This window comes from Pseudomonas sp. DCB_AW, from assembly GCF_026240895.1.
Taxonomy (GTDB): domain Bacteria; phylum Pseudomonadota; class Gammaproteobacteria; order Pseudomonadales; family Pseudomonadaceae; genus Aquipseudomonas; species Aquipseudomonas kermanshahensis.
Window position 1 is genome coordinate 1 of record NZ_JAPFCE010000083.1, and the last position, 20,264, is coordinate 20,264.

Sequence of the window (20,264 nt, forward strand, 5' to 3'; positions counted from 1 at the left end):
CCCGGCGCTCACTTAAAAATAAGTTACTTCAAAATCCTGCCATTCTCTCTTCTGTTTAGTTGTAGCCTTGCGCTGCGAAGAGGCCCGTGTGCCGGGTAGAGATGTATTAGCCGTAAGGGCCTCTTCGCAGCACAAGGCTGCTCCTACAGACCTCACATAAACATGAGGAAATCTTGATTTCATCTTAAATTAAATGAGTTTGTCTCAAGGCTCGGTTGCCCCGAAAATTCCCGCATTCACTTTTGCGTTCAGAGGGGCAAGACATGGCACTGGCACACAACCTGGGTTTGGCGCGCATCGGCCACGATCGTGAACTGAAAAACGCCCAGGAAGCCTTCTGCACCGGTGAGCTCGACGAAGCCGGGCTGCGCGCGGTAGGCCGTGATCTGCGTGTCACCCACTGGCAGGAACAGAAAGACGCAGGTATCGACCTGCTGCCCGTGGGCGACTTCGCCTGGTGCGACCAGGTGCTCACCCACTCGTTGACCTTCGGCGTTGTCCCCGAGCGTTTGCGCAGCCACGACGGTGCCAAGCCAACCCTGCAAACCCTGTTCGCCATGGCACGTGGCCAGGAAATGACCCAGTGGTTCGACACCCACGCTCACTACCTGGCACCTGAGTTCAACGCCGATCAGCAGTTCGCCCTGAGCTGGGAGCAGCTGTTCGAAGAGGTTGCAGAAGCCAAGGCCCTGGGCCACGCGGTCAAGCCCGTGGTGATCGGCCCGCTGACCTACCTGTGGCTGGGCACCACCCAAGGCGCCGACTTCGACAAGCTGGAACTGGTCGATCGGCTGCTGCCGCTGTACGACGAAATCTTCAATCGCCTGGCCGCGCAGGGTGTCGAGTGGGTACAGATCGACGAGCCGATCCTGGTGCTCGACCTGCCGCAGGACTGGAAAAACGCCTACGAGCGCGTCTACAACATCCTGCAGCGCGCACCGCTGAAGAAACTGATCACCACCTACTTCGGTGGCCTGGAAGAAAACCTCAGCCTGGCGGCCAACCTGCCAGTCGATGGCCTGCACATCGACCTGGTGCGTGCCCCAGACCAATACCCCACCATCCTCGACCGCCTGCCCGCCTACAAGGTCCTGTCGCTGGGCTTGGTCAACGGCTATGACGACACGGCCGGCGACCTGGAAAAAGCCGTTACCGTCCTGCAGCACGCCGCCGAACGCCTGGGTGACCGCCTGTGGGTCGCGCCGTCTTGCTCGCTGCTGCACAGCTCTGTGGGCTTGGCCGTGCAGAAGTGTCAGCAAGTGGCCGTGCTGGCCAACGCCGTCAAAGCGCCAGAGGCTTTTGACGTGGCGGCTGCCTAACGCCTCCTTGCCGTGTGATGAGGTGCTTATAATGCCGGCTCGAAACGTACTCGACAGGGAGTGATGCGATGAGAGTTCTGGTAGTCGGCGCCAGCAAGGGGCTGGGCAAGGCCTTCATGGAAGGGCTGGGCAAGCCGGGCGATACGCTGATAGGTGTGTCCCGCTCGCGCCCCGAAGGGGTGGTGGCCGGCAAGGGGGTCGAGGTGCAGTGGATTGCGGCCGACCTCGGTCAGCCGGCTGCCGCCGTCGAGGCCGTTGCCCAGGCGCTGGCCGAGGGTGGCGTGGATACCCTCATCTACAACCTCGGGCTGTGGGAGGCCGAGGCGTTTTCAGAACACTACAGCTTCCTGGACGATCACGACCCAGAGCTGCAACGCATGGTCGACTGCAACATCACGGCCACTGTCCTGCTGATCAAGCGCTTGCTGCCGATGCTGCTGGAAAGCGAGAAACCACGGATCATCCTTACCGGTTCCACTTCAGGCCTGCCGCAGAGCGGGCGCCCTGAAGTGACGTTTGCTGCGTCCAAGTTCGCCCTGCGCGGGATTGCCGAGGCTTTGCGTGAGGGGTATCGCGAACAGCGCCTGGGTGTGACGTGCCTGAACTTGGGTTACCTGAACACCGAGGATGGCCTGAATGTGCCAGTTGCCGACGCTGCGGCGCGGGGGGAGGGCGGGTTGATTCCGTTGCACGATGTGGTGCTGATGGTGCGGACGATGCTAGAGCTGTCAGCGGCAAGTTATGTGCGCGAGTTGACCTTGCCGGCCATTGCCGATGAGCGGTTCTGAGTAAGCAGGCCCGGCCTCTTCGCGGGGCAAGCCCGCTCCCACAGGAAAAGCACAAACCTTGAGAGCTGTGGTTAACCTTTGGGAGCCACAGGAAAAGCACAAACCTTGAGAGCTGTGGTTAACCTGTGGGAGCGGGCTTGCCCCGCGAAGGGGCCGGGCCTGCTGGCATCAATGACTGATCAGCGCTCGATCGCCAACGCCACCCCCTGGCCACCACCAATGCACAACGTGGCCAGCCCTTTCTTCGCATCACGCTTGATCATCTCGTGCAGCAAGGTCACCAGCACCCGGCACCCCGATGCCCCAATCGGGTGGCCAAGCGCAATCGCCCCACCATTCACGTTCACCCGTGCCGCATCCCATTCCAGTGCTTTGCCCACCGCCAGCGCCTGCGCGGCAAAGGCCTCGTTGGCTTCGATCAGGTCCAGGTCCGCCAGCTGCCAGCCGGCTTTGTCCAGGCAGCGCTGGGTGGCCGAAACCGGGCCAATGCCCATGATCGCCGGGTCTACGCCAGCACTGGCATAGGCCGCGATCTTGGCCAGCACCGGCAGGCCCAGGGCCTTGGCCTTGGTGGCGCTCATCAGCAGCACGGCGGCGGCGCCGTCATTGAGGCTGGAAGCATTGCCAGCCGTGACGCTGCCGTCCTTTTTGAAGGCTGCGCGCAACTTGCCCAGCGATTCGGCGGTGGTGTCCGGGCGGGGCTGTTCGTCGCGTTCGAAGACCTTGGGCTCACCCTTTTTCTGCGGCATCACGATGGGGGTGATCTCGTCCTTGAAACGGCCCGCCTCAATCGCGGCCACGGCCTTGCGCTGGGACTCGGCGGCGAAGGCATCTTGCTGCTCACGGCTGAGGCCGTACTTATCCACAAGGTTCTCGGCGGTAATGCCCATGTGGTAGTCGTTGAAGGCATCCCACAGGCCGTCGGTAATCATGCTGTCGATCAGCTGGCCGTGGCCCATGCGCTGGCCCGTGCGCGCCGAAGGCATGACGTAGGGGGCCAGGCTCATGTTTTCCTGGCCGCCGGCAATCACCACCTCGGCGTCGCCGCAGCGGATGGCCTGGGCCGCCAGGTGCAGGGCCTTGAGGCCCGAGCCGCAGACCTTGTTGAGCGTCAGCGCGGGCACGCTGAAGGGCAGGCCGGCCTTGATCGCGGCCTGGCGGGCCGGGTTCTGGCCAGCGCCGGCGGTAAGCACCTGGCCGAGGATGACCTCGTCGACCTGGGCTGGGTCCAGTTGTGTCTGTTCCAGCAGGCGCTTGATCACGGCGGCGCCGAGGTCGACGGCGGGCACTGTTGCCAAGGCGCCCTGGAAGCTGCCGATGGCGGTACGGGTGGCGGCGACGATGACCACGTCGTTCATGTTGTTGTTCTCCGTGCAAGGGTGAGCGCCGCGAGGGCAGGATGCCGTCAGCATCGGTGGGTTTGGTTGATTTGTTAAGTTTGTTTTTCTTTTGGATTGATCTGGAAAACAAATGAATGACGTGGACACGCTTTCACTTATGCAAGCCGCTAGCCCCGGGTCTAAGCTGGATGTCGTGCTGTTTCACTCAACGTAACGGAGCTCATGTCCATGCGCATCCTGATCGCTCTCACCCTCCTGATCGGCAGCAGCACAGCATTCGCCGCCACCCAATGCACCACAACAGATAAAAGCACGTGGCAAGACCCGGAAAAATTCCAGGCCCAGCTCAAGGAACAGGGCTACACGATCAATAAGTTCAAGGTCACCAAAGGCAACTGCTACGAAATCTACGGTTTCGACAAGGATGGCCGTAAGGTCGAGATCTACCATGACCCGGTCAGCGGCAAGGCAGTCAAGACCGAGTACGAAGATTGAAGGCTGATGCCACGGTGCAGCTGTGGGACCCCCTCCTGCGGCTGTGCCACCTGTCGTTGGCCACGGTGTTTTTCGCGGATTATTTTTTTAATGAAGAGGGCGACGACTGGCACCAGTGGCTGGGCTACTACGGGCTGGCGTGCGTGGTGTTACGCCTGGTCTGGGGCTTTGTCGGGCCGCAAAGCGCGCGTTGGGCCGACTTTTGGCCGACCCCGGCGCGCCTGGCCGCCCACACCCGGGCGCTGGTACGCGGGCAGCCTTACCATCGCCTGGGGCATTCGCCGATTGGCGCCCTGGTGATGCTGTTGATGCTGACCGGGATCGCGGGCCTGGGCCTGACCGGGTGGGCGTCGCAGGAGGTCGACGCCCTGTGGGGCGCCGACTGGCCGATGACCCTGCACAGCTTCCTGGCCGACGCGGTGCTGGCATTAGTCTGCGTGCACGTGCTGGCGGCGATCGTCGAAAGTCTGCGCCTGCGCGAGAACCTGCCCTTGTCGATGCTGACCGGCAGGCGTCGATTGCCGGACGATCAATGAGTGCTTGGCGCTGCGCGAGCACCTACACCGCCGGGCACTGGTGGGTCACGCAATGGATGCCGCCACCCCCTGCCGCGATGGCATCGATGTCCAACTGCACAATGTCGCGGTCCGGGTAGAGCGACGCCAGCAGCGCCCGCGCTTTCTCGTCGGCCTGGGCATCACCGAACTGCGGCACAATGACCGCGCCGTTGATGACGAAGTAGTTGATATAGCCTGCCGCAAAGTCCGGGTTGCCCTTGCTGAACCTGTTGCGCCGGCCGCGCATCGGCGGTGAGACCACGTGGACTTGCAGTCGGCGGCCCTCGGCATCAGTGGCCTGTTTGAGAATCTCCAGGTGCTTGCGGGTCATGGCATGGTCGTAAGACTCAGGGTCGTTGTCGAGGTTGGCGATCACCACGCCTGGCCGTACGAAGCGCGCATAAAAATCCACATGGCCATCGGTGATGTCCTCACCGGCGATACCCGGCAACCAGATGATCGTGCTCAACCCCAGGCGTGCCTTGAGCTCGGCTTCCACCTCGGCTTTGCTCCAGCCGGGGTTACGGTTAGCGTTTACCCAGCTGCTTTCAGTCATGATCCCGGTGCCATGGCCATCGACCTCGATGGCGCCACCTTCACCCACCAGTTCACTGCGCTGGTAGTGGGCCTTGGCTAGCGTGGCGACGCGTTTGGCCAGCAGGGCATCGTTGCGGTGGCGCTGCTTGTTGCCCCAGCCGTTGAAGTGGAAATCGACCGCGGCCAAAGCACCGTCATCGTCGACAACGAAGTTGGCGCCGATGTCGCGCATCCAGATGTCATCCAGCTCGCAGGTCACGAATTGGGTGTGGGGGCTGGCGCAGTGTTGCTTGGCCAGCGCCAGTTCGCTGGGGCGGCAAAACACTGTCAGCGGCTGGTAGCGTGTAATGGCCTGGGCGATGCGGCCCAGAGCGGCCTGGACGTCGGTAGTGAAGTCTTCCCAGATCGCCGGCTGGGCACCGAAGGCGATAAAGGCGCGTTGCTGCGGCTCGCCCTCATCAGGCATGAACCAGCGCTCCGGCGCCTCGGCGCGGGCCAGGCCCAGCGGCAGGCCGAGGCTGGCCCCCAGCCCTGCGGCCAGCGACAGTTGCAGGAAGGTTCTACGGTTTGGCATGGCACCACGTGGCATGGTTCAGTCCTGTGCAGTCTTGAAGCGTGTCCACACCCGCATGCGCGCACGCATGTCGGCTTGGGGAATGTCCCGGCCGGGTATCAGCCGGGCATAGGTGGCTTCGTCGAGGTAGATGTCGGGGTTGTCGCGCATACGTGGCTCGACGGCCTGGCGCGCCTTGGCACTGGCCGTGGGGTAGCCGGTGAAGTTGCTGATGGCCACCATGTTTGCCGGGCGCATGACGAAGTTGATGAAACGATAGGCATATTCCGGGTGTTTGGCATCGGCGGGGATGGCCATGGTGTCCATCCACACCGTGGTGCCTTGGCGCGGCACGCGGTATTGGAAGTCGATCGCCTTGCCCGCAGCCTCGGCCGTGCGCTGGGCCTGGATCACATCGCCGCTGTAGCCCAGTGACAGGCACAGGTTTTCGTTGACCAGCTCGGTCACCGGTTGCGACTGGAACTTGCGCACATAGGGGCGGATGGCCTTGAGCAGCTCGCTGGCGGCGGCCAGGTCTTCGCGTTTGGCGCTGCGCGGCTCCCGGCCCAGGTAGTTGAGGACTACGGCAAGCACTTCGTCTGGCGAGTCGATGATCGAGATGCCGCAGTCGGCGAACTTGGCCGCCAGCTCCGGTTTCAGCAACAGGTCGAGGTCGTCCAGCGGCGCGTTCGGCAGGCGTTGGCGGACCTTGTCGGCATTCACCGTCAGGCCGATGGTGCCCCAGGTGTAGGGCACTGTCGCCTGGCTGGCCTTGGGGTAGCGGGCATGCAGCGTGCGCAGGCCGGGCTCGATGTCATCCAGGGCCTCGAGGCGGCTGGGGTCGAGCGGCTGCAGGCTGCCGGCGCGCATCAGCCGCTCGGCCACGGTGTCGCCGGGGAACACTAGGTCATAACCGCTGCGCCCTGACATCAGCTTGGCTTCGAGCACCTCGCTGCCGTCCATGACGTCGTAGATCACCTGGATGCCCGTTTCGGCGGTGAATTGCTTGAGGGTGTCCTCGGCAAAATAATCGGCCCAGTTGTACAGGCGCAGGGTCGGTTGTTCAGCCTGGGCGTGGCTGGCGCAGAGCGCCAGGGCAAGTGCAGCCAGCGGTAGCAGCTTCATGTTCAGGCCCTCGTGGCATGGGGGTGGTGGCCGTCCAGGGTCAGCAACGGCGCGTACATGTCCGGGCGGCGGTCGCGGTAGATGCCCCAGGTCAGGCGGTCTTCGCGCATGCGCCCAAGGTCCAGGTCGTGCAGCCAGATACCGCTGCTGTCGCGGTCGGCTTCGGCGAGCAATGCGCCCTTGTGGTCGCAGATGAACGATGAGCCATAAAACTGCATCGCCAGGGTGTCATCGCTGCCGGCCACTTCGCGGCCCACGCGGTTGGCCGCGACCACTGGCAGCAGGTTGGCGGCGGCGTGCCCGCGCATGGCGATTTGCCAATGATCGCGCGAGTCCAGCTCGGCGGCGCCGGGCTCGGAGCCGATGGCGGTGGGGAACAGCAGCACTTCGGCGCCCAGCAGGGCCAGGCAGCGGGCCGTTTCGGGGAACCACTGGTCCCAGCAGATACCGATGCCCAGCCGGCCGAACGCGGTATCCCAGACCTTGAAACCGGTATCGCCAGGGCTGAAGTACTCTTTCTCTTGATAGCCGATGGCATTGGGAATATGCGTCTTGCGGTAAACCCCGAGCAGGCGACCGTCGGCATCGGCCACGGTCAGCGCGTTGAAAAAGGCATTGCCGCCCCGTTCGTACCAACTCAATGGCAACACCACGCCCAGCTCTCTGGCCAGCGCGGCGAAGCGCTGCAGGATCGGGCTGTCGGGGTAGGGCTGGGCCAATGCCAGGTGCCGGTGGTCCTGCTCGATGCAGAAGTACGGGGTGGCGAACAGCTCTTGCAGCAGAATCACCTGGGCGCCTTTGGCAGCGGCCTGGCGCACCAGCTGTTCGGCGCGGTCGAGGTTGGCGGGCAGGTCCCAGGTGCATGGCATCTGGGTGGTGGCGATGCGCAGCAGGCTCATGGTCGCACCTCGGGTTGCTGCTGGGTGATGCAGTGGATGCCGCCGCCGCCGTGGGCGATGTGGTCGATGCGTACCGGTACGATCTCGCGGCCGGGGAAGGCAACGGCCAGTTGCGCGGCAGCCTCCTGGTCGGCAGGGATGCCGTAGGCCGGCATGATGATTGCGCCGTTGGCAATGTAGAAATTGGTGTAGGACGCGCAGAACACTTCAGCGTCCTGGTCGACCGCAGCGCTGGCTTCGTAAAGGTCGAGCAGCTCGAAAGGCCGGCCTTGCGCGTCGGTGGCAAGCGCCAGGGCGCGGCGGTTTTCCCGCGCCACTTCGGCATACACCGAACTTTGCTCATAGGTGGCGTCGACCAGCAGCACGCCGGGGCGAGCGAAGGCGCACACGCCATCGACATGGCCGTCGGTCATGTCACCGGTGACGTACTGCGGGTCGCCAGGCAGCCAGATGGTTTTGCGAATGCCCAGGTAGCGGGCAAAGCAGGCTTCGAATTCGGCCTTGCTGATGCCGGGGTTGCGGTTGGGGTTGAGCAGCACCGATTCGGTGGTGAGCAGGGTGCCTTCGCCGTCCACATGAATGGCACCGCCCTCATTGCACAGCGCAGTGCTGAAGCCATCGAGCCCCAGGTGATCGAGCATGCGCCGGCCCAGGCTGCGGTCGCGGCCGTGTTGCGACTTGCCGCCCCAGGCGTTGAAGCGCCAGCTCAGGCCGGCCAGGCCGTGCTGCGGATGGCAGATGAAGCTTGGGCCGCTGTCACGGCACCAGCTGTCGTCGACGGTCAGCTCGATCAGCTCGATGTTGGCGCCGCACAGGGCACGGGCGCTTTCAACGGCAGACGGGTCGACCACCATTTTTACCGGTTCGAAGCGGGCGATGGCGGCGGCCACACGGGCGTAATCCTGCTGCACATCGGCCAGGCGTACGTGCCAGCCGCTTTCCCACAGCGCTTGGTTGTGCGGCCAGATCATCCAGGTGGCTGCGTGGCGGGCCCATTCGGCGGGCATGCGCCAGCCGCTGTCGAGGGACAGGTCCATAGAGAACTCCGATCTATTAAGGATTTTTATCAACGAAGCCCGCCGTCGCGGGTGTTGGTTGTCATGCTATGGCTAGGAACGTTCAGCGACAAACGATAGATTTAGCGCACATCTGATTAGCAAGGCTTATCGATCATGCTCAAACACTGGCCACCCCTCAATGCCCTCAGGGGCTTCGAGGCCGCTGCGCGGCTTGGCAGCTTCCACAAGGCTGCCGAGGCCCTCAACCTCACTCAATCGGCGATCAGCCAGCAAATCCGCAGCCTGGAAACCTACCTGGAACAACCCTTGTTCCATCGCAGCGGCCGCAGTGTGAGCCTGACTGATGCCGGGCACGATCTGCTCAGTACCACCCAGTCGCTGCTGCAGCACCTGGCCGTGGGCATCCGCCGCCTCGAGCAGTACCGCAAGCCCAATCAGTTGGTGGTCAACACCAGCCCGGCCTTTGCCCGGCACTGGCTGCTGCCGCGGCTGGCCGACTTCCATCAGCGCTGCCCGGAGGTCGACTTGTGGCTGTTCACCAGTTTCGAGGTGCCGGACATGGCGACCGAGACCATCGACCTTGCCATCCGCGACGACCTGAGCGCCCAGGCCGAATGCAGTTTCAGCGTGTTGCACCAGGACACGTTGTACCCGGCCTGCCACCCTTCTCTGGTGTCTTCGACGGCACGCACTACCTTGCACGGTGAGCGGGAAATGGACTGGAGCCATTGGCAACTGGAGGGCGGTGAAGACGTGGGGCAGCAGGGCAAGGGGCTTAACTTCTCCGACCCGGGGTTGCTGTTGGATGCCGCCTGTGAAGGGCTGGGTATCGCGCTGGTCAGCCAGCTGCTGGCCCGGCGGGCGGTGGCGCAGGGGCGCTTGCAAGCGCTATCGCCACAGCAGGTGCGGGGGCCAGCGTGGGCCTGCCTGGTGCACCGCGACAGCCACGATGATCCATTGGCGCAGCGGTTTTTGCAGTGGTTGCAAGGCCAGCTGACGCAGCAAGCGCCGTTTTGAATCCCCTCAAACACCCCGTAAGATGTGTCCGATAACCTGCGGGGGTAGTCTCACCCTCTGATCAATCGGAATCGCCCGTGGCGGCGCTTCCCTGGCATAAACCTGACGAGGTACAGACATTGGCCATCATTCATCCTAAGGTCCGCGGTTTCATCTGCACCACGACCCACCCGAAGGGCTGCGAGCTCAACGTCCGTGACCAGATCGAAGCCACCCGCAAGCTGGGCGTGCGCGAGGATGGCCCGAAGAAGGTCCTGGTGATCGGTGCTTCCAGCGGCTACGGCCTGGCAGCGCGCATTACCGCAGCGTTCGGCTTCAAGGCCGACACCCTGGGCGTGTTCTTCGAAAAACCAGGTACCGAGACCAAGGCCGGTACCGCTGGCTGGTACAACTCTGCCGCGTTCGACAAGTTCGCCAAGGCCGAGGGCCTGTACAGCAAGTCGATCAACGGTGACGCCTTCTCCGATGAAGCTCGTGCCAAGGTCATCGAGCTGATCAAGAACGAAATGGGCGGCAAGGTCGACCTGGTCATCTACTCCCTGGCGTCCCCGGTGCGCAAGCTGCCGCAGACCGGTGAAGTGATCCGTTCGGCGCTCAAGCCAATTGGCCAGCCGTACAAGTCGACCGCCATCGACACCAACAAGGACACCATCATCGAGGCCAGCATCGAGCCGGCTACCGAGCAGGAAATCGCTGACACCGTCACCGTCATGGGTGGCCAGGACTGGCAGCTGTGGATCGATGCCCTGGCCGGTGCCGACGTGCTGGCCGAAGGCGCCCGCACCGTGGCCTTCAGCTACATCGGCAGCGACATCACCTGGCCGATCTACTGGCACGGCGCGCTGGGCCAGGCCAAGCAGGACCTGGACGACACCGCACTGCGCCTGGACCAGAAACTGGCCGGCGAAGTCAAAGGCGGCGCCAACGTCGCCGTGCTGAAGTCGGTGGTCACCCAGGCCAGCTCGGCCATTCCGGTGATGCCGCTGTACCTGTCGATGGTCTTCAAGATCATGCAGGAGAAGGGCGTGCACGAAGGTACCCAGGACCAACTGGACCGCATGTACCGTGATCGCCTGTACCGCGCCGATGGCGCTGCGGCTGAGGTTGACGAGAAAGGCCGCCTGCGCCTGGACGACTGGGAACTGCGTGACGACGTACAGACCGCCTGCAAGGCGCTGTGGCCGCAAGTCACCACCGAGAACCTGTTCGAGCTGACCGACTACGCCGGTTACAAGAAGCAGTTCCTCAACCTGTTCGGCTTCGAGCGCGCTGACGTCAACTACGACGAAGACGTGGCTACCGACGTACAGTTCGACTGCATTGAGCTGTAAGCAAGGCTGAGAAAAGTCGGGGGCTGTACCGGCCTCTTCGCGGGCAAGCCCGCTCCCACAGGATATCCACTGAGCCAAAGAGCCGTGGAGACCTGTGGGAGCGGGCTTGCCCCGCGAAGAGGCCGGCACAGCCCCCGATTTTTTTGCTAGCGTTGGCGCACAACAACAGGATGTGCGCCATGAGCAGCCTCACCCAACCCGCCACCGCCTTTCGCCACACCGCAGCCGACGGCTACAGCCTCGGCGGCTTCTGCTGGCGCCACGCCCAGGCCAATCCCCAGCGCCCGCTAGTGATCATCAACGCCGCCACTTCGGTGCGTTGTCGCTACTACGCGCGTTTTGCCGACTACCTGTTTGCCCAGGGCTGCGATGTACTCACCTACGATTACCGCGGCATCGGCGAATCTCGGCCGCCAACACTGCGTGGTTTTCAGGCGTCCTGGAGCGACTGGGGGCAGTTGGACTTCGAAGCCATGCTGACACACGCCGAACAGGCATTCCCCGGCCAGCCCATCGACGTGGTGGGGCACAGCTTTGGCGGTTGCGCAGTGGGGTTGGCGCCGTCTGCTGGCCGGGTCAGGCGGGTAGTGATGGTGGGCGCGCAGTTCGCCTACTGGCGCGATTATGCGGCCGATCAGCGTTGGCGGCTGTTCGGCAAATGGCATGTGGTGATGCCCTTGCTGACCCACGCCTTCGGCTACTTCCCCGGCAAGCGCCTGGGCTGGATGGAAGACACACCGGCGGGCGTGGTGCACGACTGGACAACCCGTACGCCACGCTACGAGCAGCGGCCAAGCGGTCGCAGGTTGGAGAGGGTACCGTTTACGCACGTCCAGGCGGCGACGCTGGCAATCAGCCTCACCGATGACCCATTCGGTACTGTGGCGGCGACAGAGCGGTTGCTAGGGTATTTGCAGGGGGCCGAGCGTCAGCACCTGCGCATTGCGCCTGTGGATATCTCGGTCGAGGAAATAGGCCATTTCGCGTTTTTCCATGACCGCTTCCGCGAGCGCTTGTGGCCGATTGCGCTGGCGTGGCTGCAGCGCGGTGAGTTGCTGCCGAACAGGCCGGGGCAGATCATCAGCTGATTGGCCCTCACAGGGCCAGCGCAATACCTGAGGCCCTTGCTGCCCCTGTAGGAGCTGGCTTGCCTGCGAAAGGGCCGCACAGCGGCCCCAGCAATCTCAACCCTTGCGCGAAAGCGGCTGCGCGGTAAATTTCACACCCGCCAGGCCATGCTCGATCAGCGCCCGGATATTGCCATGGTCACTGCCCTCTGGCGTGGCCACGACATCGCGATAATGCTCACCAAAGGCCAACAGGGCCTCTTCATCGCTCAAGCCTTCCAGCAGGGCCAGGCCCAGGGTCTTGCACGAGCCTTCGTTCTGCCCAGCGGCGTTTTCCACACCGCCGTTGTTGAAGGCCTGCGGCTGGTAGCTGTAGTGGGCGGCGATAAAGGCCAAGGTGTCGGCAAAGACGTGTTCGCCGCTGGCCAGGCTGGCGCGCAGGGTGTTCAGATCAGTCACGAGGTTTTCCTTTTTCGAACGCCGCTTGTTGTTCGGCGCTGGCTTCTTTCTGGTGTTGGGCTTTCCACTCGGCGTAGGGCATGCCGTACACCGCTTCGCGGGCGTCATCCAGGCTCAGGTCGACCTGACGCTCGTCGGCCGCGGCCTTGTACCACTTGGACAGGCAGTTACGGCAGAAACCGGACAGGTTCATCAGGTCGATGTTCTGCACGTCGGTGCGTTTCTGCAGGTGTTCGACCAGGCGCCGGAACGCGGCGGCTTCGAGTTCGAGCTGTTGTTGCGGGGTCATGGGCTTCTCTCAGGTCATGCGATTCTTCAGGTGGCGGCCACCGTTGATGACCACCTGGCTACCGGTACTGTACTGGCTTTCGAGCAGGTATTTGACCGTCTCGATCAGCGGGCCGGCGCCGGGCTCGAATTCCAGCAGGGCCTTTTTCAAGGTCTGCTGGCGGTAGGCTTCATCGCCCCCTTCCTTGAGGATCAGCAGCCCAGGCAGGATACCGTTGACGTGCACCTTGGGCGCATATTTTTCGGCGAACGACAGCACCATGTTCTGCAGCGCGGCTTTGGTGGCGGCGTAGCCGATGTGGCTCTTGCTGCCCCGCGAAGAGGTTTCGTCGCAGATGTGGATGATGTCGGCCTTGCCCATGCTGCCGGCCTTGCCGAGCATCTCGCCCAGGGCCAGGTTGAGGTGGTAGGGCGCTTCGACGTGCAGGCGGAACATGGTGTCGAGGTTGGCCAGGCCATCGTCGAGCCACAGCGATGCGTTGTGAATGATCGCGCGCAAGCCGTCGAAGTTGCCTTGCAGGTAGTCGATAAGCACCTGGCGGTCGGCGGCCAGGCACAGGTCAGCCTGGAACTGCACGATGTTGGGGTGTGCGGACTGCGGCTGGAGGCTGCGGCTGGCACTGATCACGGTATGGCCGGCTTGGGCCAGGTCGAGGGCAAGGGCCAGCCCGACGCGCTGGCTGGCTCCGGTAACGAGAATTGGGCTGTTCATGTTCGGGGCGGTCAACTTGTCTGTCCTTTCGTTGCCGCCCAGCATACCCGAACTGTTTCCCTCTTGTAGACCAGCCCTCAGCGGCTGCGCAGCGCTGCAGGGGTGGGCGCGGCAGGGTTCAGCCAGCCGGCCAGCAAGCGGGTGGAGAGGGGGATGAACAGGTAGACCATCACCGGCGTCAGGGCCAAGGTACTGAGCATCACGCGGGGTACCAGGTCGAGGCCTGCCAGCCAATGGCCGAACAACAGGTTGAACAGCAACGACACGGGGAAGAAGGCCAGCCAAATGGCGACGGCCTGCTTCCAGCGCGGCGGTTTTTGCACTGTATGGGTGCCAAACCAGTCATCGATACCACTGACACGCGCCTCTTTGGGGCGCTCGAACAGCCCGTTGCCGCGTTGCAGCCAGGCCTTGCGCGAAGCGGAATGCTCCCAGGCGTGCAGGGTAGGTTCGTCGCTGAAGCGGAAGATGATCTGGAATTCATCGCTGTCACGGGGTGGTGCCAGGATGCCGGAGCCGAGGTAGCCGGGGAAGTCGGTGGCCAGTTGCTCGCCTTCATGGAGCCAGGTCAGCAGGTCCTGGTAGCGGCCATGGGCGGCGCGGCGCGACACCATCAGGGTGACGGGTGGGGTAGACATCGTGTATCTCCTGGCGACAGGGCTGGCGGGTAGCTGGCCCTTGGCTGCGTCGCCCGGGGTGGTGGGCGACGCCAGCGTGCATGCAAGAATCGGGCGCGAATTATCGCGATATTGCAGTGTTCGGCAAGTGTTGGCTGGCAAACGGTTGTTAACCGGCGGCCTATGCTGTCGTAGTAACATGCAGGTTCAACTTCGGCACACAGGGTACAAAGTGCAGATGAACAAACAGGGACGTAGCTCGGCAGTCGATGCGGGCCTGGAACACCAGGAGCTGTTCCCGATACGGGAAGTCTCCCGACTGACAGGCGTGAACCCGGTCACCTTACGCGCCTGGGAGCGTCGCTACGGCCTCATTCAGCCAACCCGCACCGACAGTGGCCATCGTCTGTACTCCCAGGCTGATATCGACGATATCCGCAGCATTCTGGGCTGGCTGGAGCGCGGCGTGGCGGTGAGCAAGGTGGGCAGCATCCTGGTGCGGTGCCAGGCGCAGGTGCAGCAAAGCAGCGACTTGATGGACGTGCGCCTGGCCTGGCAGCAGCAGATTCTCGAGGCGGTGCAGCGCTTCGACAGCGCGAGCCTTCACCGTTTGTTCGATCAGGTGTTCGCTGGCCATACCCTGGATCAAGTGTTCGGCGACATCTTCATGCCGGTGTGGCACGACCTGGCAGCAGGCCAGGGTGGTTACGGTCCGCGGGCGTTTGGGCAGGCCAGCGCCTGGCTGTTTCTCGACCAGTTCTTGCGCGGACGGGTGTTCGTGCGTATTCAACTGGCGCGCATGGCCCGCAGCCGCACGGTGTTGCTGGCGCCCTTGCCGGGGCCGTGTCACGAACTGGAGCTGCTGGTAACCGCGTTGTTGCTGGGCAGTGACGAGGTGGGGGTGAGCGTGTTGGCGCCTGGGCAACCCCTGCAGGAGCTGACGCTGGTCTGCGAGCGACTCAAGCCTGATGCCTTGGTGTTGTTCTCCAACCAGGCGCCGACCGTGGAATTGAGCAAACGCCTCGAGCGCTTGGTGGTTGGCCTTGAATGCCCGTTATTGCTTGCCGGTGAAGTGGCCGAGCTGGCCCAGGACAGCCTGGCAGGCAGCCCGGTGGCCTGCCTGGGGGCAGAGAGCAGCGTGATGCGTCAGCGGTTGCGGCAGTTTCTGGCCGGTCAGCTCGACACCTGACTGTGCAGCTCTGGGTGCGCTTGACGATGGGCTTGCAGGATATAGCCGCGCAGGCGCTCGATTTCTTCGACCGGGCTGCGGCTTAAATCGTAGGCCGCAAGGTCAGGGCCAATGCGTCGGCGCAGCACCCCGTGCAGCTCGATGGGGGCAATGCCGGCCGGTGCGAAATGCAACTCGAAACGTGCAGGTGCTTGCGCCAGGTCGCGGATCTCGACCAGCGCGCCCTTGAACGAAATTTCGCGAACCCACAGGCCGCTCGGTTGATCGTGTGTATCCAGTAACGCGCTTGGCTGGTCCATGGACAAGCGCCATGGGCGCAGCATAGGGCCGTCTTCGTAGATTTCCGGTGAGCCCAGCTGCAGGTGCAGGGCATGGAACTCGTCTTCCACCAGTTGCAGCGGAAAGCTGATCTGCTGGTTGTTGAACTGCGCCTGCAAGGTTACCTGCTCGTTGGCCACCAACCGGGTGAGCAAGGTCTGGATCCGACGGTCGCCATTGACCAGCAGGCTGGACATTGAGTCAGCCAGGTTCAGCTGTGGCGAATGCTGCATGTTCTGTATGAAATCCAGCTCGTCCTGGGTCAGGAGCGCATCTGCTTGCATGATCGAACTCGGAGGTGGCGGTTTCTTCAACGGGATTGACCGTGCGTAGCGCGTTTGGTTCAGGAGCGTAGGTCGTTTTTCGGACGCGCGCACATTTCGGCCAGTTCGCGTTCCAGCTCGACCTGGCGGCTGACGTCCTTCTGGATACCGATGAAGTAGGTGCGTTGATCGGCGTCGCTTTTTACCGGCGTGATCGACAACTCGTTCCAGAACGCGCTGCCGTCCTTGCGGTAGTTGCGCAGCACCTCTCGGCATGGCCGGCCTTCGGCCAAGGCTTTGCGAATGCGCGCACGGCCGAGCTGGTCCCGGTCGCTGCCCTGCAGGAAGCGGCAATCCTGATAGAGAATGTCGTCACGGGTGTAGCCAGTCAGGCGTTCGAAGGCGGCGTTCACGTAGATCAGGATGGTGTCTTCGCCTTCCTGTTCGGCGACCACGATCCCGTCGTTGGACGCATCGACCATGGATTGCAGCAATTGCGCGTTGATCATGTTCGGGCCATTGGGCGAAGAGGTAGGGGGGCTGGTACTTAGGTAGAGGCGGCCTTTTGCCAGCGTTGGATGCTAGTATCCTACGTTTTCACTCAGTTTCGGAATCCTCTTCCCGATGAAAGTCGCCATTATTTCCGGGTCGGTGTACGGCACCGCCGAAGAAGTCGCCCGTCATGCCGAATCGTTGCTCAAGGCCGCAGGCTTTGAGGCTTGGCATGCCGCACGTGCCACCCTGCAGGACCTTGAAGGTTTTGCACCGCAGGCTTTTCTGGCGGTGACTTCGACCACCGGCATGGGCGAGCTGCCGGACAACCTCATGCCGCTGTACAGCACCCTTCGCGATACCTTGCCCGCCGCCTGGCGTGGCCTGCCGGGCGCGGTGATTGCGTTGGGCGACGCCAGTTATGGCGATACCTATTGCGGCGGCGGCGAGCAGATGCGTGAGTTGTTCGCTGAGTTGGGGGTACGTGAAGTGCTGCCGATGCTGCGCCTGGATGCCAGCGAAACGGTGACCCCGGAAGCCGATGCCGAACCGTGGTTGGCAGAATTTGCCCAGGCGCTGAAGGCCTGACGCCTGTAGGAGCGGCGCAAGGCCGCTCCTACCGCTTCAGCGCTGCACCTCACGCTCACGCAACAACGCCAGCCACGCCTGCGCCGCCCGTGACAGGTACGCCCCCCGCCGCCAGATGAATGCGATATCCCAACGCAGGTCCTCCGGCGACTGCAGTGGCAAGCGCACCACCCCAGGGCGCTCCAGCGCCTTTGCTACAACACGGGGCAGCAACACCACACCTTGGCCGGCTGCCACCAACGCCACCAGGAAGTCCGCCTGGCCACTGCGCCCACCTTCTTTCGGGGTAAAACCCTGCTGCTGGCAGGCCTTGAGCAGCCGGTCATTCAGCACGAAGCTGCGCTGATACAGCAGAAAAGGCGTATTGGCCAGTTGCCGCAAATGCACGCCAGCCTTCCCAGCCAGCGCATGCCCGGCCGGCAGCAGGGCATCGAGTGGCTCGTTGCAAAATGGCTGGAACGCGAACGCTTCGTCACTGGGCGTCAGGCTGCCACCGAGCTCCAGCTCGCCGCTGCGCACCGCCTGCTCGACGCTGCGGCTGCCGCCTTCGAGCAATTGAATCGAGATGTTGGGGTAGCGTCGCCGGTATTCGGCGAACAGGCCGGCGAACAAGGCGTCACTGCCCAGTATCGGCAAGCCCAGGCGCAATTCGCCGCGTGCCATCTGGCCGAGGTCATCCAGTTCGCTGAGCAATGCCTGGCGCTGGCGCAACAACGCTTCGCCGCGCTCTAGCACGATGCGCCCGGCGGCGGTCAGGTGCAGCTGCGAGGCCTGCCGCTCAAGCAGTGGCTGGCCTACATCTTGCTCCAGCTGAGCCACTTGCTTGCTCACCGCCGACTGGCTGATGTGCAGGGTCTGCGCCGCTTGGGTAAACCCCCCCCGGTGCACCACTTCGATGAAGCTGCGCAGTTGTTTGAATTCCATGGTCGCAATTCCGTTTTGGAATGCTGATCAGTCTAACAATTCGCTTCTGGCCTAGGCAGGCAAATCTTAAAATGAGGGCCTGTCGAGGAAACACCCCCATGAAACCCGCGTTAGTGAAAAAAGCCCTGCGCCTGCTCGTCGAGCTGGCGATCCTGTTTGCCCTGTTCCTGCTCGGTGGCCAGCTGGCTGTGTGGCTCGGCTGGCCCATCCCCGGTGGCGTGATGGGGCTGGCGCTGCTTCTGCTGCTGTTCGCCAGCGGTGTGGTCAAGCCGGCCACGTTGCAGCTGGGCGCCGGCTGGCTGATGGCGGAAATGCTGCTGTTCTTCATTCCTGCGCTGATGAGCCTGCTCGATTACGGCACCCTGGTGCGCGAGGAAGGCTGGCGCATCCTGCTGGTGATTGCCGTGAGCACGCTGATGGTCATGGTGGTGACTGCGCTCACCGTCGAACTGGTGTGCCGCTGGAGGCTGCGCCATGAGCCTTGAACCCATGCCGCTGTTCTGGTTGGCGCTGACCCTGCTGGCCTACCTGGGCAGCCGCTGGCTGTACCGGCGCAGCGGGCGCTACCTGCTGTCGCCGCTGATCCTGGTCCCTGCGCTGCTGCTGGCGGTGGCCGTGCCGTTGCACACCGCTTATGCCGAGTACGCGCGCAACACCCATTGGCTGATGGGCGTGCTGGGCCCGGTGACCGTGGCATTCGCGGTGCCCATCTGGCAGCAGCGGGCTATGTTGGCGCGCCACTGGCCGGCATTGCTGATGGGTATGCTGGCCGGCAGCACCGCTTCGATCGCCAGCTCCTGGGGGCTGGCTCACCTGTTGGCGCTGGACAATGCGATCAGCCTGTCGCTGGTGCCGCGCTCGATCACCACGCCGTTCGCCATGCCGCTGGCCCACGACCTCGGCGGCGTGCCGGAACTGACCGCGGTATTCGTGATGTTCACCGGGGTACTGGGCGCGATGTTCGGCGGGGTGCTGCTGCGTTGGTTGCCCTTGCGCACACCTTTGGCGCGGGGTGCGTTGTTCGGGGTCGGGGCGCATGGTGCTGGGGTTAGCAGGGCCCAGGAAGTGGGCCGCGAAGAAGGCTCCGTGGCCGGCTTGGTCATGGTCCTGACCGGGCTGCTGAACCTGTTCGCCGCACCGCTGCTGGCCATGCTCCTCTGACCGTTCGTGCCACTGACTCGCAAGGTCATCAAGCTGGCTGGCAACGCAAGTTTCAGCCCATGGGCGGCTGGCTAGACTCTGCCTCGACATAGAGAGCACATGTAAGTGCCGAGGTGACATGCAATGAGCGCAGCCTTGCCCTATTCCGTCAACACAACTCCACCGGGACCGATCTGATGCCTTTGGCCGAGATTCCATTGTGCGTCTGGCGTACCCGGGGACAGAGTTTTACCTTCCGGGGCCAGAGCATCCGCTACTGGACCGCAGGGCAAGGAGAGCCCCTGCTTCTGTTACATGGCTTCCCCACTGCCAGTTGGGACTGGCACTACCTGTGGGCGCCGCTGGCCCAGCGTTTTCGGCTGATCGCCTGCGACATGCTGGGCTTTGGCGACTCCGCCAAACCGGTCAATCACGCTTACAGCCTGATGGAACAGGCCGACCTGCAGCAAGCGTTGCTCGCCCACCTCAAGGTCAACCAGCCTGTGCACCTGATGGCCCATGACTATGGCGGCAGCGTGGCCCAAGAGCTGCTGGCGCGGCACCACGAACAGCGCGCGAACATCGCCAGCTGCGTGTTTCTCAACAGTGGGCTGTTCCCCGAGAGCTGCCGCATGCTGCTGATCCAGAAGCTGCTGCTCAGCCGCCTGGGCTGGTTGGTAGGGCGCTCGTTCGGGCGTGACGACCTGGTGCGCAACGTGACCCAGGTTTATGGCCCCTGCACCCACCCCAGTGAAAGCGCGCTGGACGACTGCTGGAGCCTGATCGCCGCCAACCGCGGCACGCGCATTTTGCACAAGCTGGCCGGCTACTGGCCGGAGCGCACCCTGCACCGCGAGCGTTGGGTGGGGGCGTTGCAACGTGAAGGGGTGCCCTTGCGCTTCATCAACGGTGTGGTCGACCCGGTTTCCGGTGCGCGCATGGTCGAGCGTTATCGGCAACTGGTGCCGGAGCCCGATACCGTGCAACTGCAGGGCATTGGCCATTACCCGCATACCGAAGCACCGGTGCAGGTGTTGCGGCATTACCTGGCCTTTCGTGAGCAGCCGCTGAGTTTTTTGCAGTGCCTGGCATGAGTTTTCAGCGCCTGTGAGATCGAGCGCCGCCTGCGCGGCGCTTCGCAGCACAAGGCTGCTCCTACAGGAGATGGGCGGCGCCCAAACCCCAGGAATAATTGGCCCGAAACAGATGTAGGAGCAGCCTTGTGCT

General features: G+C 63.5%; 23 protein-coding genes and 1 pseudogene. 12 read left to right on the top strand and 12 right to left on the bottom strand.

The annotated features are described in order from the left end of the window. Positions 1-263: 263 nt before the first annotated feature. Both OO306_RS25170 and OO306_RS25175 read left to right on the top strand, forming a co-directional pair. A pseudogene (locus OO306_RS25170) lies at positions 264-1,307 on the top strand (5-methyltetrahydropteroyltriglutamate--homocysteine S-methyltransferase); the annotation flags it as partial. 80 nt (positions 1,308-1,387) lie between these two features. After that, positions 1,388-2,107: an SDR family oxidoreductase gene (locus OO306_RS25175; RefSeq protein ID WP_265970173.1), complete on the top strand. Its 720-nt coding sequence runs from the start codon at positions 1,388-1,390 to the stop codon at positions 2,105-2,107. A gap of 179 nt (positions 2,108-2,286) precedes the next feature. Here the strand turns inward: OO306_RS25175 and OO306_RS25180 are convergent, their stop codons facing one another. Then, complete coding sequence (locus OO306_RS25180; RefSeq protein ID WP_186677912.1) at positions 2,287-3,465, bottom strand: acetyl-CoA C-acetyltransferase; 1,179 nt, start codon at positions 3,463-3,465, stop codon at positions 2,287-2,289. A gap of 210 nt (positions 3,466-3,675) precedes the next feature. On the opposite strand from OO306_RS25180, the gene OO306_RS25185 reads away from it, so the two are divergent. Together OO306_RS25185 and OO306_RS25190 are read left to right on the top strand one after the other, a co-directional pair. Further along, the gene (locus OO306_RS25185) at positions 3,676-3,942 is read left to right on the top strand and encodes a PepSY domain-containing protein (RefSeq protein ID WP_265970174.1); all 267 of its coding nucleotides are present in this window, start codon (positions 3,676-3,678) and stop codon (positions 3,940-3,942) included. Then, entirely contained in the window at positions 3,939-4,478 is a 540-nt protein-coding gene (locus tag OO306_RS25190) for a cytochrome b/b6 domain-containing protein (protein ID WP_265970175.1), read from the top strand. Before OO306_RS25185 ends, OO306_RS25190 begins: the two co-directional genes overlap by 4 nt. A gap of 22 nt (positions 4,479-4,500) precedes the next feature. Here the strand turns inward: OO306_RS25190 and OO306_RS25195 are convergent, their stop codons facing one another. Genes OO306_RS25195 through OO306_RS25210 form a run of 4 tightly spaced genes read right to left on the bottom strand, consistent with a single transcriptional unit; the run spans position 4,501 to position 8,650 of the window. Further along, complete coding sequence (locus tag OO306_RS25195; protein ID WP_265970176.1) at positions 4,501-5,610, bottom strand: agmatine/peptidylarginine deiminase; 1,110 nt, start codon at positions 5,608-5,610, stop codon at positions 4,501-4,503. A gap of 18 nt (positions 5,611-5,628) precedes the next feature. Further along, positions 5,629-6,714 (bottom strand): extracellular solute-binding protein, encoded by a 1,086-nt coding sequence (locus OO306_RS25200; protein WP_265970177.1) that lies wholly within the window; start codon positions 6,712-6,714, stop codon positions 5,629-5,631. Positions 6,715-6,716: 2 nt separating this feature from the next. Beyond that, positions 6,717-7,613: an N-carbamoylputrescine amidase gene (aguB, locus tag OO306_RS25205; RefSeq protein ID WP_265970178.1), complete on the bottom strand. Its 897-nt coding sequence runs from the start codon at positions 7,611-7,613 to the stop codon at positions 6,717-6,719. Continuing rightward, positions 7,610-8,650: an agmatine/peptidylarginine deiminase gene (locus tag OO306_RS25210; protein ID WP_265970179.1), complete on the bottom strand. Its 1,041-nt coding sequence runs from the start codon at positions 8,648-8,650 to the stop codon at positions 7,610-7,612. The genes aguB and OO306_RS25210 overlap by 4 nt, the downstream gene beginning before the upstream one ends. Before the next feature lie 135 nt (positions 8,651-8,785). Between OO306_RS25210 and OO306_RS25215 the strand changes: the two genes are divergently transcribed. The 3 genes from OO306_RS25215 (at position 8,786) to OO306_RS25225 (ending at position 12,068) form a co-directional block, all read left to right on the top strand. Further along, entirely contained in the window at positions 8,786-9,649 is an 864-nt protein-coding gene (locus OO306_RS25215; protein ID WP_265970180.1) for a LysR substrate-binding domain-containing protein, read from the top strand. Between the two features lie 119 nt (positions 9,650-9,768). After that, a complete protein-coding gene (gene fabV / locus OO306_RS25220) occupies positions 9,769-10,980 on the top strand; it encodes an enoyl-ACP reductase FabV (protein ID WP_099430425.1) in 1,212 nt (403 codons plus the stop codon). A 179-nt stretch (positions 10,981-11,159) separates the two neighbouring features. After that, positions 11,160-12,068, top strand: coding sequence for an alpha/beta fold hydrolase (locus OO306_RS25225; protein WP_265970181.1), 909 nt, complete (start codon positions 11,160-11,162; stop codon positions 12,066-12,068). Between the two features lie 96 nt (positions 12,069-12,164). On the opposite strand, the gene OO306_RS25230 is transcribed toward OO306_RS25225, so the two are convergent. From OO306_RS25230 to OO306_RS25245, 4 genes are read right to left on the bottom strand one after another with little or no spacing between them, the layout of a single operon-like run. Further along, positions 12,165-12,506, bottom strand: coding sequence for a HopJ type III effector protein (locus tag OO306_RS25230; protein WP_252825831.1), 342 nt, complete (start codon positions 12,504-12,506; stop codon positions 12,165-12,167). Next, on the bottom strand, positions 12,499-12,795 hold the full coding sequence (locus OO306_RS25235) for a DUF1244 domain-containing protein (protein ID WP_027595249.1): 297 nt from the start codon (positions 12,793-12,795) through the stop codon (positions 12,499-12,501). Before OO306_RS25235 ends, OO306_RS25230 begins: the two co-directional genes overlap by 8 nt. 9 nt (positions 12,796-12,804) lie before the next feature. Continuing rightward, positions 12,805-13,551, bottom strand: coding sequence for a dihydromonapterin reductase (folM, locus tag OO306_RS25240; protein ID WP_265970182.1), 747 nt, complete (start codon positions 13,549-13,551; stop codon positions 12,805-12,807). Between the two features lie 32 nt (positions 13,552-13,583). Beyond that, entirely contained in the window at positions 13,584-14,144 is a 561-nt protein-coding gene (locus OO306_RS25245) for an antibiotic biosynthesis monooxygenase (protein WP_027595251.1), read from the bottom strand. 217 nt (positions 14,145-14,361) lie between these two features. Between OO306_RS25245 and OO306_RS25250 the strand changes: the two genes are divergently transcribed. Continuing rightward, positions 14,362-15,312: a MerR family transcriptional regulator gene (locus OO306_RS25250; RefSeq protein WP_265970183.1), complete on the top strand. Its 951-nt coding sequence runs from the start codon at positions 14,362-14,364 to the stop codon at positions 15,310-15,312. On the opposite strand, the gene OO306_RS25255 is transcribed toward OO306_RS25250, so the two are convergent. Both OO306_RS25255 and OO306_RS25260 read right to left on the bottom strand, forming a co-directional pair. Continuing rightward, a complete protein-coding gene (locus tag OO306_RS25255) occupies positions 15,297-15,914 on the bottom strand; it encodes a hypothetical protein (protein WP_027595253.1) in 618 nt (205 codons plus the stop codon). The two genes, OO306_RS25250 and OO306_RS25255, sit on opposite strands and share 16 nt — an antisense overlap. Positions 15,915-15,973: 59 nt before the next feature. Further along, positions 15,974-16,402, bottom strand: a complete 429-nt coding sequence (locus OO306_RS25260; RefSeq protein WP_027595254.1) for a PAS domain S-box protein — start codon at positions 16,400-16,402, stop codon at positions 15,974-15,976. Between the two features lie 115 nt (positions 16,403-16,517). Here OO306_RS25260 and OO306_RS25265 point away from each other — a divergent pair, with 115 nt between their 5' ends. Continuing rightward, positions 16,518-16,973 carry a flavodoxin gene (locus OO306_RS25265; protein WP_265970184.1) on the top strand — a complete coding sequence of 152 codons (456 nt, stop codon included), beginning with the start codon at positions 16,518-16,520 and terminating at the stop codon, positions 16,971-16,973. A 36-nt stretch (positions 16,974-17,009) separates the two neighbouring features. On the opposite strand, the gene OO306_RS25270 is transcribed toward OO306_RS25265, so the two are convergent. Then, positions 17,010-17,897: a LysR family transcriptional regulator gene (locus tag OO306_RS25270; RefSeq protein ID WP_265970185.1), complete on the bottom strand. Its 888-nt coding sequence runs from the start codon at positions 17,895-17,897 to the stop codon at positions 17,010-17,012. A 98-nt stretch (positions 17,898-17,995) separates the two neighbouring features. Between OO306_RS25270 and OO306_RS25275 the strand changes: the two genes are divergently transcribed. The 3 genes from OO306_RS25275 (at position 17,996) to OO306_RS25285 (ending at position 20,131) form a co-directional block, all read left to right on the top strand. Then, positions 17,996-18,382, top strand: coding sequence for a CidA/LrgA family protein (locus OO306_RS25275; protein ID WP_186702479.1), 387 nt, complete (start codon positions 17,996-17,998; stop codon positions 18,380-18,382). After that, a complete protein-coding gene (locus OO306_RS25280) occupies positions 18,372-19,058 on the top strand; it encodes an LrgB family protein (RefSeq protein ID WP_027595258.1) in 687 nt (228 codons plus the stop codon). The genes OO306_RS25275 and OO306_RS25280 overlap by 11 nt, the downstream gene beginning before the upstream one ends. A 176-nt stretch (positions 19,059-19,234) precedes the next feature. Then, positions 19,235-20,131, top strand: coding sequence for an alpha/beta fold hydrolase (locus OO306_RS25285; RefSeq protein WP_265970186.1), 897 nt, complete (start codon positions 19,235-19,237; stop codon positions 20,129-20,131). Positions 20,132-20,264: the final 133 nt, after the last annotated feature.